General features: G+C 69.5%; 14 protein-coding genes. 11 read left to right on the forward strand and 3 right to left on the reverse strand.

What is annotated here, in order from left to right:
- The first annotated feature begins 255 nt into the window (after positions 1-255).
- The 3 genes from ACIGHB_RS03055 (at position 256) to ACIGHB_RS03065 (ending at position 4,384) form a co-directional block, all read left to right on the forward strand.
- Complete coding sequence (locus ACIGHB_RS03055) at positions 256-1,704, forward strand: APC family permease (protein ID WP_399909039.1); 1,449 nt, start codon at positions 256-258, stop codon at positions 1,702-1,704.
- 200 nt (positions 1,705-1,904) lie between these two features.
- Complete coding sequence (locus tag ACIGHB_RS03060) at positions 1,905-2,969, forward strand: dihydrodipicolinate reductase (RefSeq protein ID WP_399909041.1); 1,065 nt, start codon at positions 1,905-1,907, stop codon at positions 2,967-2,969.
- Between the two features lie 50 nt (positions 2,970-3,019).
- The gene (locus ACIGHB_RS03065; protein ID WP_360308674.1) at positions 3,020-4,384 is read left to right on the forward strand and encodes an FAD-binding oxidoreductase; all 1,365 of its coding nucleotides are present in this window, start codon (positions 3,020-3,022) and stop codon (positions 4,382-4,384) included.
- A gap of 38 nt (positions 4,385-4,422) precedes the next feature.
- Here ACIGHB_RS03065 and ACIGHB_RS03070 read toward each other — a convergent pair whose 3' ends face one another.
- Positions 4,423-5,031, reverse strand: a complete 609-nt coding sequence (locus ACIGHB_RS03070; RefSeq protein WP_399909043.1) for a helix-turn-helix domain-containing protein — start codon at positions 5,029-5,031, stop codon at positions 4,423-4,425.
- A gap of 327 nt (positions 5,032-5,358) precedes the next feature.
- Between ACIGHB_RS03070 and ACIGHB_RS03075 the strand changes: the two genes are divergently transcribed.
- Entirely contained in the window at positions 5,359-6,594 is a 1,236-nt protein-coding gene (locus tag ACIGHB_RS03075; RefSeq protein WP_399909045.1) for a PucR family transcriptional regulator, read from the forward strand.
- A 324-nt stretch (positions 6,595-6,918) separates the two neighbouring features.
- Complete coding sequence (locus tag ACIGHB_RS03080; RefSeq protein ID WP_399909047.1) at positions 6,919-8,055, forward strand: tyrosine-type recombinase/integrase; 1,137 nt, start codon at positions 6,919-6,921, stop codon at positions 8,053-8,055.
- 51 nt (positions 8,056-8,106) lie between these two features.
- On the opposite strand, the gene ACIGHB_RS03085 is transcribed toward ACIGHB_RS03080, so the two are convergent.
- Together ACIGHB_RS03085 and ACIGHB_RS03090 are read right to left on the reverse strand one after the other, a co-directional pair.
- Complete coding sequence (locus ACIGHB_RS03085; RefSeq protein WP_399909359.1) at positions 8,107-8,478, reverse strand: helix-turn-helix domain-containing protein; 372 nt, start codon at positions 8,476-8,478, stop codon at positions 8,107-8,109.
- Positions 8,373-8,981: a hypothetical protein gene (locus ACIGHB_RS03090; protein WP_399909373.1), complete on the reverse strand. Its 609-nt coding sequence runs from the start codon at positions 8,979-8,981 to the stop codon at positions 8,373-8,375. Before ACIGHB_RS03090 ends, ACIGHB_RS03085 begins: the two co-directional genes overlap by 106 nt.
- 541 nt (positions 8,982-9,522) lie before the next feature.
- On the opposite strand from ACIGHB_RS03090, the gene ACIGHB_RS03095 reads away from it, so the two are divergent.
- The 6 genes from ACIGHB_RS03095 (at position 9,523) to ACIGHB_RS03120 (ending at position 16,607) form a co-directional block, all read left to right on the forward strand.
- The gene (locus tag ACIGHB_RS03095; protein ID WP_399909049.1) at positions 9,523-10,410 is read left to right on the forward strand and encodes an NAD(P)-binding domain-containing protein; all 888 of its coding nucleotides are present in this window, start codon (positions 9,523-9,525) and stop codon (positions 10,408-10,410) included.
- A gap of 221 nt (positions 10,411-10,631) precedes the next feature.
- Positions 10,632-12,080 (forward strand): MFS transporter, encoded by a 1,449-nt coding sequence (locus ACIGHB_RS03100; protein WP_399909051.1) that lies wholly within the window; start codon positions 10,632-10,634, stop codon positions 12,078-12,080.
- 287 nt (positions 12,081-12,367) lie between these two features.
- On the forward strand, positions 12,368-12,778 hold the full coding sequence (locus ACIGHB_RS03105; protein ID WP_399909052.1) for a hypothetical protein: 411 nt from the start codon (positions 12,368-12,370) through the stop codon (positions 12,776-12,778).
- Between the two features lie 422 nt (positions 12,779-13,200).
- Positions 13,201-15,594 (forward strand): SpoIIE family protein phosphatase, encoded by a 2,394-nt coding sequence (locus ACIGHB_RS03110; protein ID WP_399909054.1) that lies wholly within the window; start codon positions 13,201-13,203, stop codon positions 15,592-15,594.
- Positions 15,595-15,795: 201 nt separating this feature from the next.
- Entirely contained in the window at positions 15,796-15,960 is a 165-nt protein-coding gene (locus tag ACIGHB_RS03115; RefSeq protein WP_399909055.1) for a hypothetical protein, read from the forward strand.
- Complete coding sequence (locus ACIGHB_RS03120) at positions 15,957-16,607, forward strand: HAD family hydrolase (protein ID WP_399909057.1); 651 nt, start codon at positions 15,957-15,959, stop codon at positions 16,605-16,607. The genes ACIGHB_RS03115 and ACIGHB_RS03120 overlap by 4 nt, the downstream gene beginning before the upstream one ends.
- Positions 16,608-16,708: the final 101 nt, after the last annotated feature.

Consider the following 16,708-nt stretch of genomic DNA (forward strand, 5'->3'; position numbering starts at 1 on the left):
CCGCTGTTTAGTGGTACTAAACAGCGGGACCCACAGGTCTCTCGAGCTGCGGGGGATCGCCGCCGTCGCTTCCACGAGCGCCGCCGTCGCTTTCACGATCGCGGCCGTCGCTCCCACGATCGCGGCCGTCGCTCCCACGATCGCCGCCGTCACTCCCGCGATCGCGGCCCGGCGGAAGCGGCCGACGACCCGGAACCCGCACGGGCCCCACCCATGACGAGCCGGTACCGGCCCGTGAGCCGAAAGGTGATCGCGATGACCGACCTCTCCAAGACAGGGCACGCCGAAGCACCCGGCGGTGAAGCGGGATCGGGCAACCCGCTCCACCGTGGGCTCGGCGTGTCGCAGATCGTTTTCATGGTCGTCGCCGCTGCGGCGCCGCTCGGCCTCGTGGCCGGCGGGGTGCCGCTCGCCTTCGCCGTGAGCGGCAGCCCGGGGATGCCGCTGTACTTCGCGCTGTCCACCGTGCTGCTGCTGGTCTTCGCGGTCGGCTTCACCCTGATGGCCGGACGGGTACGCGACGCGGGCGCCTTCTACGCCTACGTCCAGGCGGGGCTCGGCCGCATACCCGGCCTCTCGGCAGCGACCCTCGCACTCTTCTCCTACACGCTGCTTCTCGTCGGGGTGAACGCCTATGTCGGGGTCGCGACGAGCAACGTCATCGAGCGGTACGCCGACGTTGGCTCCCCGTGGTGGGCCTGGGCGCTCATCTCGCTCGGCGTCATCGCCTTCCTCGGCTACCGCGACATCGAGCTGAGCGCCAAGGTGCTCGGTGCCGTGCTGGTGCTGGAATCCCTGCTGCTCCTGGTCCTGGACCTCGGCATCGTGGGCCACGGCGGCGCCCACGGACTGACGGCCGAGCCGGTGTCGCCCTCGATCGTGGGCACCGGCTCCCTGGGCCTCGGCGTCATGTTCGCCCTCTTCGGGTTCATCGGCTTCGAGGCGACGGCCGTGTTCCGCCAGGAGGCGAAGGACCCCGACGTCACGGTCCCGCGGGCGACATACGTCGCGATCCTGGTGATCGGAGCCTTCTACTCGTTCACCGTGTGGGCGATCGTGGTGGGTTCCGGCGTCGACGCCGTGGTCGGAGCCGCGCAGGCCGACCCCGAGGGCCTGGTCCTCACGCTGACGCGGAGCTACGTCGGGTCCGTCTGGGCCGACGCCATGCAACTCCTGCTGATCACCAGCCAGTTCGCTTGCGTACTGGCCTTCCACAACGTCGTGACGCGCTACCAGTTCGCGCTGTCCCGGGCCGGCGCGCTTCCGGCGCCGCTGGGCGTCGTCCACGCCCGGCACCGCGCCCCGTCGGCGTCCTCGGCCGTCGCCTCGGCGGTCGCGTTCGTCACCACGCTCGTCGTCGCCTCGCTCGGCCTCGACCCGATCGGGGACCTCTACGCCTGGTTCTCCGGCGCCGCCACGCTCGGCATCGTCCTGCTGATGGCGGCCACCAGCCTCGCCGTCATCGGCTTCTTCCGGCGCGCCGAAGGGCGGCGGCCGGTGTGGCGTACGGTCGTGGCCCCGGCCGTCGCCTTCCTCGGCCTGGCCTGCGTGGTCTGCCTGATGGTCGCCAACTTCCCGCTCCTCGTCGGCACCACCACGGGCGCCTGGGTGATCGGCGGCCTCGTCGCCCTCTCGGCCGTGGCCGGCGCGGTGCAGGCCCTCGTCCTGCGAGCGCGCCGACCGGCTGTCTACGCACGACTCTGAGCGACGTGCCGGTCAGCTCATGAGCGCGAGGGCGCGGCCGGCCTGTGCACCGTGCACCGCCCCCGGAGGAAGCCGGTGCCCGGTGTCGTTCTCACCACGACCGTGGCCTGTGACCGTGGGGTACGAGGCAACCGCCACCGGCGAAGTCCTGTTTCGTCGAGCACCGTGTCGTGGGCGGGCCGACCGAGGCGCCCAGGGGAGTGACGTTGAAGAATCGAACTGTCGTGGTGGGGCTCGGTGCCACGGGACGGGCCATCGCCTCTTCCTTGCTGCGACGCGCGGACATGGAGATCGTGGGAGCGGCGGACCGGGACCCCCGCGTGGTCGGTCACGACCTCGGAGTGCTCCTCGACGGCCCCGCGAACGGTGTCGTCGTCGTGAGCGACCCCGCCGAGCTGCCCGCCGCCGACCTCGCGATCGTGGCGACCGTCTCGGATCTGGACAGGGCGGCCGGCGTCCTGCTGCCGCTGCTGGAGCGTTCGTACAACGTCCTGAGCATCTGCGAAGAGCTGGCCCACCCCTGGCGGAGCCACCCCGATCTGGCGCGGCGGCTCGACGACACGGCGAAGGCGCACGGCGTGACCGTCCTGGGCGGCGGGGCGAACCCGGGCGTCCTGATGGACACCCTTCCTCTCCTCCTGACCGCACTGACCCAGCGTGTGGAGAGCGTACGGATCCGCCGGCGGACGAACATGTCACGCTACGGTGCCATCCTGTCGAAGTTCGGCCTCGGTCTGACCACGCGCGAGTTCGCGACGGCTCGCAGCCGGGGCGAGGTCGTCGGGCACCACGGCTTCGAGCAGGCCATCGGGGCGCTCGCGGCAGGGCTCGGATGGGAACTCGACTCGGTGGACGTGGGAGAGGTCGAACCCTCTGTCGTGACGACCTCACCGCGCGTCGGCGACCACCTGCGTATCGAACCGGGGCAGATCGCGGCGGTCACGCACGCCGCCCGGGGCGTGCTCAAGGGCGACGTGGTGATCGATCTGGAGATCACGTTCGGGTTCTTCGAGCCGGCCGACGAGGTGGCCGCGGGCGACGACTACCGGATCGTCGGAGAGGAGCAGATCGTCGACCTCCGTTCCTCCGTGGGCTTCGATTCCTTCCTCAGCACCGTCGCGGCGGCGGTCAACGCCTCCACCGCGGTCGTCGAGGCGCGTCCCGGACTCCTGTCGATGGGGGACCTGCCCGCCCGTTCGGTCGCGGCCAAGGGAGAGCGGCGAGCGGACCGGGCCTCGCTCGGGGCCACGACTTCGCAGGACTGAGAGAGCACGAAGTGGGGCGGACGCCCCACCTGAAAGGAGACCGGGACAGCATGAGGACCGACAGCACGAAGTACACCGGCTTCACCGGCTGGATCGACCCGCCGGACGACGTGCGGCCCGCGCTGGACGGAGATCTCACCTGCGACATCGCCGTCATCGGCGGCGGCATGGGTGGCATGGCGGCCGCTCTGCGCCTCGCGGAGCGCGACCAGGACGTGGTCCTGCTGGAGGCCGAGTTCTGCGGCTACGGCTCGGCCTCGCGCAACGGAGGCCAGATCGCCGGGGCGCCGGGTGGCGACCTGCGGATGCTCAGCCTCCAGTCCCCGAAGAAGATGCCGGTCATGGCCAGACTGGCGGAGCACGCGGGCCGCTACGTGGAAGACCTCATCAAGAGGCACGACATCGACTGCGACTACGTGGCGAACGGCCTGGTGTGGGGTGCGGTCTCACCCCTCATGATGCTCAGGGTACGGACCCAGGCGGCGATCCTGCGCGCCTTCGGCGGGGGCGGGACCGTCGGCAGCAGGGAGGAACTCGGCCTCCCCGCCGGCTTCGTGGGCGGGATGCGGGAATCCATCGGCGGGATGCTGAACCCGGGCAAGCTCGCCCGTGGTGTGCGCCGCGCACTGCTCGCCTCCTCGGCCACTGTCTTCGAGCGGACGCGGGTGAGCGATGTCCGGCGCGCGGGCGGCATCGTCGAGATCACGACACCGCACGGCACCGTGCGGGCCGGCAAGGTGCTGCTCGCGACCAGCGTCTACGGCGGCGAGTGGGACATCACGCCCAAGAACCTCGCGACGCCGCTGTACGTCATCGAGATCGAGTCGGAACCCATCGCGCCGGAGCGGCTCGCCGCGCTGGACTGGACCAGTCGGTCCGGCATCATCACCCAGCACCAGTTGATGACCCACTACCGGCTCACCGAGCGCAACACCATCGTCTGCGGGGTCCGCAAGGCACAGCGGGGCCAGACCTACCCGCTCCCGGACCGGGTCCCGGACCCCGCTGTCGTGCGGGACATGGGGAAGGATCTGGCCAACCGGTTCCCGTCGCTGTCCGACGTGGCCATCGAACGGGCCTGGGGCGGTTGGATCGGCATCAGCCCGGACTGGCTGTCGGTCGCCGGGCAGGTGGGCGACAACGTCTTCTACGCGATGGCCTGCAACGGCCACGGTCTCTGCCAGGTGCCGTACGTGACCCATCAGCTCGCCGACTACATCGTCGACGGCGAGATGCCGGAGGACCTCGCCGGCATCTGGTCGGACGCCTCGACGTACTCGCCGGCGATGTCGCTGCTGATGCGGCCGTTCGTCCTCCGGGCCATCTGGGGGCTGGACCGGTTCAACGACTTCTTCAACGGCAGCAGGACACGGGCCCGGCGGGCGCTCCGCCGTGGCAGGCGAGGGGGTTCCTGAGGCACTCCAGACGCGGGCCCGGCACGCGACGACAGGATCTAGGCGGGCCCTCGCGCGGCGCGCGGCAGAGGAGGCGACAGGACCCAGAGGACCTCGCTCACCGTCGTCCCCGGATTGTCGAACTGGTGAAGCGTCCGGCCGGAGAACGAGGTGGACGCCCCTGCCGACAGCATCCGGGTCTCGCCCCCGACGATCAGACGGGTCGAACCGCTCAGCCCCATCGCGAAGATCGCGGCGGTGTCGAGCCGATAGGGGCCGCCGGTGCCCCCGCCCGGCTCGATCACGGAACGGAAGACCTGGAACGCCGTGGCGCCGGCGGGCGTGAGCAGGTACTCGGCCACGCCCTCACCACCCATGCCGATCCGGCTTCCGCCGTCCACGACCTGCTCGTCGGGGTACGCGAACAGCTCCCCGACCCCGATCCGCAGCACCTCGCAGACGCGCAGCAACGTCGGGACGGACACGCTGGTGAGCCCACGCTCCAACTGGCTCAGAAAGCCCTTGGTGACCTCTGCCCGGTGCGCGACCTCCGTCAACGACAAGCCGCGGTCGAGCCTGATCTTCCGCAGCTGCGCGCCGGTGGACGCTTCGAGGGCGGCGGCGCCCCGTTCCGCTCCGCCCGCTGTCCCGCCGTCACCGATGGACACGCTGTGCTCACCGCCCGTCCCGAGGCCGAGGTCGTGTGCCTGTCAGGTGACGGGCCGACCCGGACGAGTCCTCTCCGTGGGCACGAGGCTAAGGCATGCGCGCCAGGGGCGATCGGTGCGCCCCTGCGGAGGGGGAGGGGGCGATGGCGTTGCCCCCCTTGCGGCGCCGGTGAGGGCGTGATAAATCTGCCGCCGTTTAGTGGTAGTAAACAGCAGTCGAGGGCCCGCGCCCCCGTCGGCGGTCAGGTCGCCGACGAGCCCTTCACCTGCCGGTGAAACGGCATGTCAGGAGCCTCGGCTCCCCGAGAGCAGAGGGACACTGAGAACATGGAAGAGCTGTGGCCCCCGCCCTCGCGTGAGGTCGCCGACGCGATCAGGTCCCTGTGCCAGCGCCTGCTGACGGAAACGGACGCCCTGATCGACACCTTCGCAAGGCCCTCTCTCGTCGCCCAGAACGATCCCGCTCTCCTCGCGGACGCGTCGCTGGTCGAGGAGGATCGCGCGCTCAACCGCTCCGAGGTGGTCCAATGGCTGACCGCGAACGTCCAGCAACCGGGGCGGAGGGTAGAGCCCTACGTCAGTCCGAGGACCACGGCGTACATCAACGATCTCGTCTCCCGGGGCATCGCGCCCGACTTCGCCGTCGCCTGGCGTGTGGCCCTGGGCATCGGCTGGCGGCGATGGCTGGAGGAATGCGTGGCGGACTGCGCGGACCCCGACCTCCTCGTGGGGGTCCTGGACGTGACGGCGCAGTCGCTGGTGCAGTACGCCCTCGACTCCGTCGCGGCCCTGCGGCAAGCCGGCCTGGCCGCGGCGATGGGGAACACGGATGCCGAGGGGATCGCACTGATCCAGCTGATCGCCAGTGGGGCGCCGATGGCGGAGGACCTCGCCGAAGGACGCCTGCGCTACCGGATGGCGCGGTGGCACGTGGGCCTCGTCCTCTGGGTCGACGATCCCCAGGAGGCCGACGCCCTGGACGAGGCGATCGCCGCCGTCCGCTGCTCCGCCGGAGGCCGCAGCGCCCTGGTGGCGCGCGCCAGCGCCACGTCGCGGTGGATCTGGCTCTCGGGGGAAACCGTCCCGGACCTGCACCACGTGGAGAAGGACCTCGCGGCGACCGACGCGGTCCGCGCGGCGGTGGGAAAGCCGGGACGCGGTCTCGAAGGATTCCGCGCCGGCCACCAGGACGCCCTCGCGGCGCAGGCGCTGGTGATCCGGCTGGGTTCCGGCCGGCGGTTCACCGCCTACGCCGACGTCGAGCTGATCGACGCGCTCACGAAGGACCGGCCCGGCGCGCGTCGGTTCGTCGTCAACACCCTCGGGCCGCTGGCCGAAGCCGACACAGCCCTGCGGCAGGCCCTGCTCACCTACGTGCAGTGCGGCTTCAGCACGACCCGGGCGGCCGCCGACCTCTACGCGCACCGCAACACCGTCGAACGGCGCGTCTCACGCGCCAACGAGCTCTCCACCGTCAAGGTGGAGGACAACCCGACCCACGTGGCGGCCGCGCTCCTGGTGCTGGACATCGCCCCTGACATCGTGACGATCGCCCCGAGCTGAACTCACGAGGCACGGGCCGCTGCCGGCCCAGGCGAAGCGATGTTCCTCACCAACATCGTCCGGCGCGTGCCGATGTAGAGTCGCGAGCGCCCTTGACCTGCACAAAGCGGGCAGGGAGCCGTCTCAGAGGAGTTCACAGTGCTGCGTACTCTGTTCAAGTCCAAGATCTGACTATTTGGCGTCGCCGCAGGTCAGGGGCATCATGTGCCCCCCTCAGGTCAGCAAACGGTCAGCATGCGTCCGCATGGTGTCTGCGCTTGCTGACCTGCGACCCGCAGCGCGGCGCCTGAGCAGGTTCTTGGGCTGGAACGGATGGTGCGTCACATGGCCCGACAGCTCGCCCGCGGCATGGGGTCCTTCTTCAAGGACTGCGGCTGCGCGAAGCCGACCCGCTGCCCTCACCCGTACTCGATCCGCTTCCGGGACGCCCTCGGCAAGCAGCGCGAGGAATCCGGCTATGCCACGCAGGACGACGCGATCGAGCGTCTCACACAGTTGTACGCGGAGAAGAAGACGACGGCGCCGTCGGTGGCGGCGGCGCGTCGTGAGCTGGGGCAGCTGACGGTGGAGGAGTACGCGAAGCAGTGGCGGCCCCGGCAGCGCCGGATGACGGACTACTCCACGGGAGAGCATGTCGACAGCTCGATCAACGTGCACATCGTCCCGCGCCTGGGAGCGCGGAAGCTGAACTCGGTTACCCCGATGGTGGTCGAGCGCTTCCTGGACGAGATGGAGAGCGACGGGGTCGGCCGGGGGAATCAGGTGAACATCTTCCGGATCCTCAAGACCATCCTGCGCGACGCCTATGCCAAGGGGGCCATGGCGGACGACCCGGTGAAAGGGGTCCAGGAACCTGAATACGTTCGGGGAACGGTCGTCATCCCGTCCCTCGCCTATGTGAAACAGGCGCTGGCTGTTGCCGATGGGGACCTGGCGTTGGAGATCGTCATGATGACGGGGTGCGGCCTGCGGAACGGCGAGGCGCGAGCGGTGAACATCAACAACGTCGTGGCCCCGGACGTCTACCGGGTGCGTGAGCAGATCCACTCCAACACGCTGAGGCCGGCGAAGCTGAAGCACCGCCGGGCGGGGGAGTTCCGTGAGGTACCTCTGTCTCGGTCGGTGCGGGAGGCGATCGAGCGCTATGAGGCCAAGCACGGCACCACGCCGGACGGCTACCTGCTGCGTGGCCCGGGCGGCTACTTCACCGAAGGCATGGAGCGGCGGCGAGTGAAGAGGCTGTTCAAGAATCTTCCGCCGGAGGAAGGTGTCGGCATGTACGGCTTCCGGCACTACTTCGCCTCGAACGCTCTCGGCGGTGGCATCCCCATCACCGACGTCGCGGAATGGATGGGCCACAAGTCCATCGAGGAGACGTACCGGACCTACCGGCACCTGATGCCGGGCAGCATCACCAAGGCCGCCCGGATCCTGGAAGCCGGCCTCTGGGAAGCGGCCTGATTTCCGGATTCGAGGGACGGCTGGTCGGCGCTGAAGCCTCAGCGCAGCCGATCAACAACCGGACCGCGGGTCCTGTCGCAGCTCCACCAGCATCAGCGCGACCGCGATGCTTGTCGGATCGTGGTCGAGCGGCCTCGGCAGCATTGTGCGGGCCTTGGTGAGACGTCGGTCAATGGTGTTGCGGTGTGCGAACAACCGGTCGGCGGTGTTCGAAATGCTGTACCCCTCCGCGACGTAGGTACGAACCGTGCGCTGCAGGACCGGGTCGGCCGTCGCCAGATCGCCGAGAGTGCCGGCTACGAAGTGCTCGGCCTGGCTCAGGTCGGCCGTGAGCAGGTCGACGAGATGTACGTCCTCGTAGCGGACGACCTGCCGCGGCGATCCGATCCGGGCCAGAAGGCGCTGTGCGGCGGCGGCATCCAGATGGCTCTGCCGGAAACCCGGGAGATCTGCTGCGGGCCGACCGCGGCGATCGAGTCGTCGATGTAGGTCGTCAGCGAGTTGGCGGACACCTCGAGCAGCTCGCGCAGCTCGTCGCGGTCCGTGGTGGCGGCGAAGCACTCCTCGACCCACAACCCCCACCCCACCCGCTGGGCGGCGCGCCAGGACCCGAGCTCGTTCACGTCCATCCCGCGCAGCACAAGGTCCCGGGCAAAGATCAGCATCTCGCTGCCCTTGGCCGGAGTCACCCGGCGCCCCGGCTCCTGCAGGTTGGACGCCAGCCAGTGCGTCATGTTGGCCTTGTCGAGGCGCCAGTCCGCTCCCGACAGCACGGGATCGTCGACGTACTCGCGCTGCCGCGTCTCACGTTGCGAGGCCCGCCACAACTGGTCGGCGACCTCGTCCGACACCGGCAGCTGGCTTTCGGCGATTTGTCGGATCAGCTCGCACACCCGGTCGGACGGGTTCGGCCACAACATCTGCATGCACCGCCATCGTAGGCGTGGAACGGGACTCTGGGGCAGAGTGCCTCGTCCACCACGGTGCCGCGCAAGGTGCAGAGTGCACCGAGTCCGCCTCGATCCTGCACCGACGTGCCCTGGGAAGACGCCGGTCCCAGCGGCCACTGTCGACGCGGCAGGGAACGAGTTCGGTCCTGTCGGCCGATGTGCGACCGAGGAGCGCGATGACGAGCACCAGCGATCGGACCCGAGTATCACTCCGCGCAACCAGGACCCGCTGAATCCCACCGCCTCCGGGCACCTCGGCATCGTGCAGCGGGTGGTGATCACCGGCTGGCAACGGTCACGGGGCACCGACGCCTTACATCGCCGCGTCGGTCATGGCCGGATTGCTGTCTGGCACCAGCCCGTCGCGCCCGCACTCGCCTCCATCGGAGTCGTCGTGACCCAAGTTCCGGCAACGCCGACCGCACGCACTGCGCTCCGCCAAGAACCACCTGAGGTGTACGCCCGCATCGGCCGCCGGTGACGAGCGACGCGGCACATCGTCGAAAGGAATGAATTCATGGACAGCACGAAGAGGTACGACGTCGTGGTCATCGGCTGTGGGCTGATGGGAGCCGCGCTCGCGAGAACCCTCGCCAGGCAGGGCTATTCGGTGGCCGCGTGGAACCGCTCGCCGGAACGAGCTCTCGCGCTTGCCGACTCGGGGGTCTCTCCTGTGGCTTCCCTCGACGAAGCGGTGCAGGCGTCGCGGATCTCCGTCGCCTGCACCGACAGCTACGAGAGCACGAGAGCGGCTCTCCAGCCAGTCACCGACTGGGACGCCACCACGTTGGTCAATCTGGTCAGCGGATCGCCCGACGAAGCCGAGGACATGGCGCGATGGGCTGGCGAGCGAGGCGCTGCCTACCTCGACGGGTTCATCGCCTGCTACCCCAACGACATCGGCTCTTCCCGCGGCATGGTCGTCGTGTCCGGCCCTGCCGCACTCTGGGAGGAGCACAAGGACATCTTCGTGAGCCTCGGCGGCGCGTCACAGCACGTCTCCGACGAGGTGCGCGGCGCCGGCGTGCTGGGGGCGGGCATGCTTGGCGCGTTCTTCATCGCTGCGCTGAGCGCCTACGTCGAGGCGGCGGCCTATGCGATCGAACAGGGGTTGTCCCCGCAGGCGTTGGCTTCGACGGCAGCGCAGGCAATCGCCCTGCTCGAGGCAGTGACGGCGGAGATGGCGACTGCGATCGCGCACGACGCCCACGAGACAGATCAAGCGACGGTGAAGACCTTCGGCGAGGCCGCCCGGGCCACGCTGACCGCACTGCGTGCCGCGGGACACTCTGGTCGCCTGATCGGGGCGGCTGTTGAGAATCTCGACCTCGCCGAGCGGGCGGGGCTCGCCGAACTCGCGTTCTCCGCACAGAGCCTGATCCTCACCAGGCAAGACGCCAAGTGACAGATCGTCAGGCTCGTGCCCGTCCAGTGCTGTTACCGAGGCGTCCACGCACAGCGGCGCGTCGATGTGGTGCACGGTGCACCGCGGACACCCGCATGTCGGTCGGCACTGTCGTAGCCGCGGCGAGGCCATGCCGCGCACCTTGAGACCCACCTCACACGTCGGCGCGACCGGATCAGCCGGAGGCGACGGCGCCCCAGTTCGAACGGGAGTGAATCACCATGGCAGGAACGAACGACACAGCGCTCAGCGCAGGAACAGGCGTTGCAGCCCAGGCTTCGAGCAAGCGGGGCCCGCTGATCAGCGTCGCCGCGCTGCTGTGCACGGTGACCATCGCGGTCAACTTCATGCTGGGGCCTCTGCTGCCTCTGATGCAGAGCCATTTCGCCGTCGGCGTCTCGGCGGCGACCTGGGTCCTCACCGCGATGCTCCTGGGCAGCGGCGCCGGCTTCGTGCTCATTCCGCGCCTGCAGGACATCGTCGACGACCGCACGATGCTGCTGTGGTCCGGCGTCATCCTCACGGCGGGCGCGCTGATCCCCGCCATCGGTGACACGTACCCGGCGCTGATCGTCGGGTCGGCCCTGCTCGGCTTCGGCAGCGCGGCACAGATGCTCCCGGTCGGCTTCCTGCGCCGCCACCTCTCCGGCGGCTCGGTGGCCACCGCGGTCAGCGTCCTGATCATCTCCACCGGAACCGGGGTCGTGGCCGGCATGGTGGGCGGCGGCCTGTCCGTGAAGTACCTGTCGTTGTCGACGTTCTTCTACATTCTGGCAGCGGCGTTCGTGGTGACCACGGCGGCACTTCTCGCGGTCGTTCCGCGCTCGCGCCCCGCTTCCTCGGCGCGGATCGGCGTGTGGGGAACGGTGTGGATGATCGCCTGGGTGACCCTGGTGCTGCTCGCGATGGCGCAGATCAGCGTCTGGGGCAACGTGTGTTACCTGCTCCTTGCCGTCGGAGTCGTCGCCGGTGTCGCCTGGGTTCCGGCACAGCGCCAGTCGACCGCCCCGGTCTTCGACCTCGCGATGCTGAAGCGGCCGTACGCCACGACAGCCTGCGTGGCCTCCTATCTGTTCGGCGCTGTCGATGCGGCCTTCGTGCTGCTGGTCACCTACTACACCCAGACCCCGGTCGAGGTCGGATACGGCCTCGGCACCGACGCGCTCGGGACGAGCCTCCTCCTGCTGCCGTTCGCGCTGACCATGTTCATCAGCGGCAAGGCGGCGGAACGCATGGTGCAGCAGGGGCGCCCTGGCGTCATCCTGGCCGCCGGCGCGGCACTGTGCGGCCTCGGACTCGTGTGGCTCGCGTTCGCCCACGACCACACGTGGCAGTACCTCGTCGGCTCGGCCCTCGTCGGTCTCGGAAGCCGCGCCGGCTACAGCGGCTCGTTCGCGATCCCGCAGCTGGTGGTGGACGAGGACCAGGCCGGGATGGCCGCCGGCATCCCGGCAACGGTGATGATGATCGGCGCCGCTTTCGGCGCCGCCGTCACGACGATCGTCCTGTCCCTCGCCTCCATCCCCGAGATCCCCGGAGTGCCGGAGCCCCACCTCTACACCTGGGGATACCTCGTCGTCGCCGTCTTCCCGGTCGGCATTCTTGCCGCGACATCCGTGTCCTCCGCCCGCCACCCGGGCGCGTTCAAAGCCCTGATGGCGCAGGCGTAAGCCACCCCGACGACGGCATGGACACACCCCGGCCGGCGTGGTCGTCAGCCCGTGAATCCGCACACCGACGCAGTGATCTCGATGCGGATGTCGTCCGCCTGTGCGCCGGGGCGTGTACGTCGCCGACCCCGGACCGCCGCGCGGCATCACCGCCCGGGGCATGCCCGATCAGCGTCTTCCATCGGCCGCCACGCACGACGGACGGCGCACCCTGCACTCTCAACCACCAGAAAGGCGGTCTTGTCAACGGCGACACCCCAGCCGACTTCTGACGAAGGACCACCCCGATGCACACCGCCACACAGCCGAAGCCTTCGAGCTTCCAGTACCTCATCGGCGGTGAGAACACGGACCTCACAGGGCTCTTCCCCCGCTGGACACCGAACGACCGGTTCGGCATCCTCATCGACCGTCCGCTGGGCGCACTCGGTGCCAGTCTGCTGATCCAGGCCGCCATCGCGGCGTTCTACGACGTGCGACCGGGTTGCGTGCAGGCCGCTGATGTCGTATTCCGCTCGCTCGAACGGCGGGTCGAAGAGAACGCCGGGTTAACGCTGAACCCTCTGGCCGGCGCGCAGCAGGTGTTGGCACTTGGCGTGGAGGAGTTGGCTGGAATCAGGGTCGGCTTCGACCGCCCCGAGGGCACCTCCCGCTGGGTCGAGCGGGTCAGAGCGGGCGCGGGCGAGGTGCCCGAGTAGAAGAGTGCCGAGCCTGCCCGCGCGCGTGCCCAGCCGGGGGGTGCCGACAGCGCCATACGCACGGAGAGCTTCCGGCCGCTGTCGGTGGACGGGGCACTGGCGTGTATCGCGGGACTGGCCTGACCCGGCTCGCGGCGTCCTTCCTCCTGGACGTAGCGGTACGCACCCGGGGTGTGGTGCGCGACCGGGCGGCCCTCCGACCGGCTGCTTCAGGAACGGGCCCAGGTGTGCCCTGGTCACCCATCTCGTTCAGCCGTACCTGGTGGCCGACCTGGCCGATTCTTTCGCCCTGTGCAGGTGCCGACAGACTGCCGACGTCCCGGGGGTGCGGTCGGGTGTCGCGTATATCCGTCCTCCAGCGTGCCTGGGTGTCCGGGCGTAGCCTGAATTTCAGACATCCGCGTACTGGGCAGAGGTGCAGGGTGGCGATCCAGGCATCACACGAGGCAGGTCGTCGGAACCCCTTCGACACGACCACCGCAGCCGTGGTCGTGGTGGACGCGCACGGGCGCTTGACCGGCTGGAATCCGGCAGCCCGCGATCTGTTCGGTGCAGACGCCCCGAACGTGCTCGGCCGCCCCGTGAACGAGGTAATGCGCGACGTCCGGTCCCAGGGGGAAGTGCTACAGCCCTTCAAGGCCGCGGGAGCACCAGGGGCGTCCGCGGGAGGCTGGATCGAGAACCGTACCGTTCGGCGCCCCGACGGATCGTCGGTGGAGACGGTCCTGCGTGTCTTCCCGGTGGAGCAGGACCCGGAAGGGCCCGCCTGGGTCGTGATGGCGGTGGCCGGCGACCGTTATCGGGAGTGGATGACGGACCAGTCGATGCTGTCGGGGCTCTTCACGCAGTTTCCGGTGGCGCTGACTGTCTACGGAAGGGATGCCCGCCTGAGGTGGGTCAACGATGCGGTGCGGAAGGCAATGGGCTGGCACGCCGGTGCGTGGGTGGGACAGGCCATCAGTGCGCTGTTCCCGCACGGCGCGGTCCTGTCCCCTCCGGGTTACCACGCCATGGAGGAAGTGCTGGAGGAGGTGTTGCGTAGCGGAGAGCCGGTACTGGACATCCATTGGCGGGGACAAATTCCCGAGGGCTCGGCGCATTATCGGGTCTTCTCGTGCTCGTACTTCCGGCTGCAGGACGACGCGGGTCACCCTCTGGGTGTCTGCGAGACGGCCGTCGAGATCACGGAACGCTACGAGGCACAGGCCCGCCTGGCATTGCTCAGCCGGGCAAGCGGCATCGGTACGACGCTCGACGTCCGGCAGACGGCGGAGGAACTCGCGGAGCTCGTGGTTCCGGATCTGGCCGACTCTGTACGAGTCGAGGTAGCGGAGTCGGTCCTGGCCGGCGAGGCGGCCCCGCTCGCTGCTTCGGGCGCACCGGGGGGCCTGCGCCTCATGGCGGAGCGCACCACGAGCGATCCGTCCATCGCGCAAGGTGATCAGGTACTGGGTGTGATCGGCAGTCGATCGACGAGCGCGAACCACCTGCTGGCTCCGCCTCTGCTCCTCGGTGACACACTGCTCGGCCAGGTCACCCTCCTTCGGCAGCCGCCCCGCGCGCCCTTCAATGAGGCAGACCGCGCGCTTGCCGAAGAACTGGCGTCGCGCACTGCGGTGTGCGTGGACAATGCGCGCCGCTACATCCGCGAGCGCGCCACCGCGCTGAAACTGCAGCACGAACTCCTCCCGCAAGCCCTTCCGCAACCGAACGGAATCGGCTTCGCGCACCGCTACGTCCCCGCCACCGGCCCTCTGGGCGTGGGGGGCGACTGGTACGACGTGATTCCGCTGTCCGGCGCCCGGGTCGGACTGGTGGTCGGCGACGTGGTGGGGCGCGGAGTGGACGCCGCTGCCACCATGGGGCGATTGCGTACGAGCGTGAGGGCGCTGGCAGCCCTGGACCTGCCGCCGGACGAACTCCTCACTCGGCTGGACGACCTGGTGGGACAGGCGCGGATCGGAATCCACCGGACGCCCGGCGACGAGCGGGATGACAGAGCGCTGGGGGCGACCTGCCTGTACGCCGTGTACGACCCCACGTCCCGCACGTGCGCCATGGCCAGTGCGGGCCATCTCCCGCCGGTTGCCACTGGGCGGGGGCCAGGGGCCCGGCAGGCTGAACCGCTCGAGGTGCCCACAGGCCCCCCGCTGGGCATCGGTGGCCTGCCTTTCGAAAGCGTGGAGTTCGAGTTCGCCGAGGGGACGCTGCTCGCCCTGTTCACCGACGGAATGGTCGAAGCGCGCAGTCGGGACGTGGACGAGGGAATGGCGGACCTGTGCCGGGTCCTGGAGGCCTCGACGGGCTCCTTGCAAGGAACGTGCGACGAGGTCGTCTCGCTGCGTTCCCAGGGATCCGCAGAGGATGATGCCGCACTGCTGTTGGTGCGCCTGCACGCCCTCTCCGAAGCCAGCATGGCATCCTGGCATGTCCCCTCGGACCCGGCAGAAGTGGCCGCAGCCCGCGCACATGTCCGGAAGAAGCTGCAGGAGTGGGGGCTGGACGATGCCGCGTTCGTCGCGGAACTGGTCGTCAGCGAACTCGTCACCAACGCGATCCGCTACGGCAGCCCCCCTGTCCGTCTGCGCCTGCTCCGTGACGTCGACCGAACGCTGATCTGCGAAGTCTCGGACGGGGGCCACACCTCTCCGCATCTGCGCCGCGCCGGCAACGAGGACGAAGGAGGCCGAGGGTTGTTCCTCGTGGCTCAGCTGACCCGCATGTGGGGCACGCGGTACGGCCGCCAGGGCAAGACGATCTGGGCCGAGACCGGACCGGGTCAGGAAGTACCACTGGAGTTGTATTCGATGGAGTGACGGGGTGCTGCCGTCACTACCCGTGGACACGTACGCCGTGGCGCCGGTCCGCCCGCACGCTGCTCGGCCTTGGGTCGCGTCCGCCCCCGTGGCCGGGGCGAAGCTCTTCACCAGCCTGGCTGATCGCAGGTTCACCTTCGATCAGGGGAGTCCTATACTGCCACTCGAAAGCAAGCGCTTAGTCAGTCGGGAGGAGTATCCATGCCTGAGGTCGTCATCGTGGCGGCTGCCTTCTCGCCGATCGACAGGGCCACATGTCCGAACGCGTCCGGCTTCACCACGGCCTGCGCCGCCCCGCGTACCGGGGGCGCTCCGGCCGACGTCGCCATCACGATGGGCCAGACCGCGCAGGGGGCACTGCGGTGACGGCACGCGTGGACGCGGTGGTCTTCGACTACGGAGGTGTCCTCACCAATCCCGTTCGCGACTCGATCGCGGCATGGATCGAAGCCGACGGCATCGATCCGGATTCGTTCTCGCGCACGCTCAAGGCCTGGCTGTCCCGGCGCGCGCAGGACGGCACCCCTATCCACCGGCTGGAGACCGGTGAGCTGACCGTCGAGGACTTCGACACCCTGATCGCCGCAGAGCTGGAAACGGTGGACGGCCGCGCGGTCGACCCAGTAGGCCTGCTGGCCCGGCTGTTCGCCGGGTTGCGCCCCGACCAAGCGATGTTCGAGCTGGCCGGCGAGCTGCGCGGCCTCGGCATCCGCGTGGCCCTGCTGTCCAACAGCTGGGGCGACATCTACCCGCGCGAACTGATCGACCCCGTCTGCGATCCCGTGGTGATCTCCGGTGAGGTCGGCCTGCGCAAGCCGCTGGCCCCCATCTACCGTCTCACTCTGGACCGGCTCGGTATGCCAGCACACCAAGCGCTCTTCGTCGACGACGCGGAGCCGAACGTGCTCGGCGCGCGCGCGGTCGGCATGCAGGCGCTGCTGCACACCGACGCGGAGACGACCCGCGCCACGCTCGCCGGCCTGATCCCGGGCCTGTCCCGCCGGCCGGTCTGAGCCGCACGCCGGCGCCGCCCTCGGGCTCAGCCACTGACGATCGAACTTCTTGGCGCGGCGGTGGCAGCGGGGTCACCCGCGATGCCCGCCCGGGCATCGCG

It is taken from the genome of Streptomyces sp. NPDC085460, assembly GCF_044541975.1.
Classification (GTDB): Bacteria; Actinomycetota; Actinomycetes; order Streptomycetales; family Streptomycetaceae; genus Streptomyces.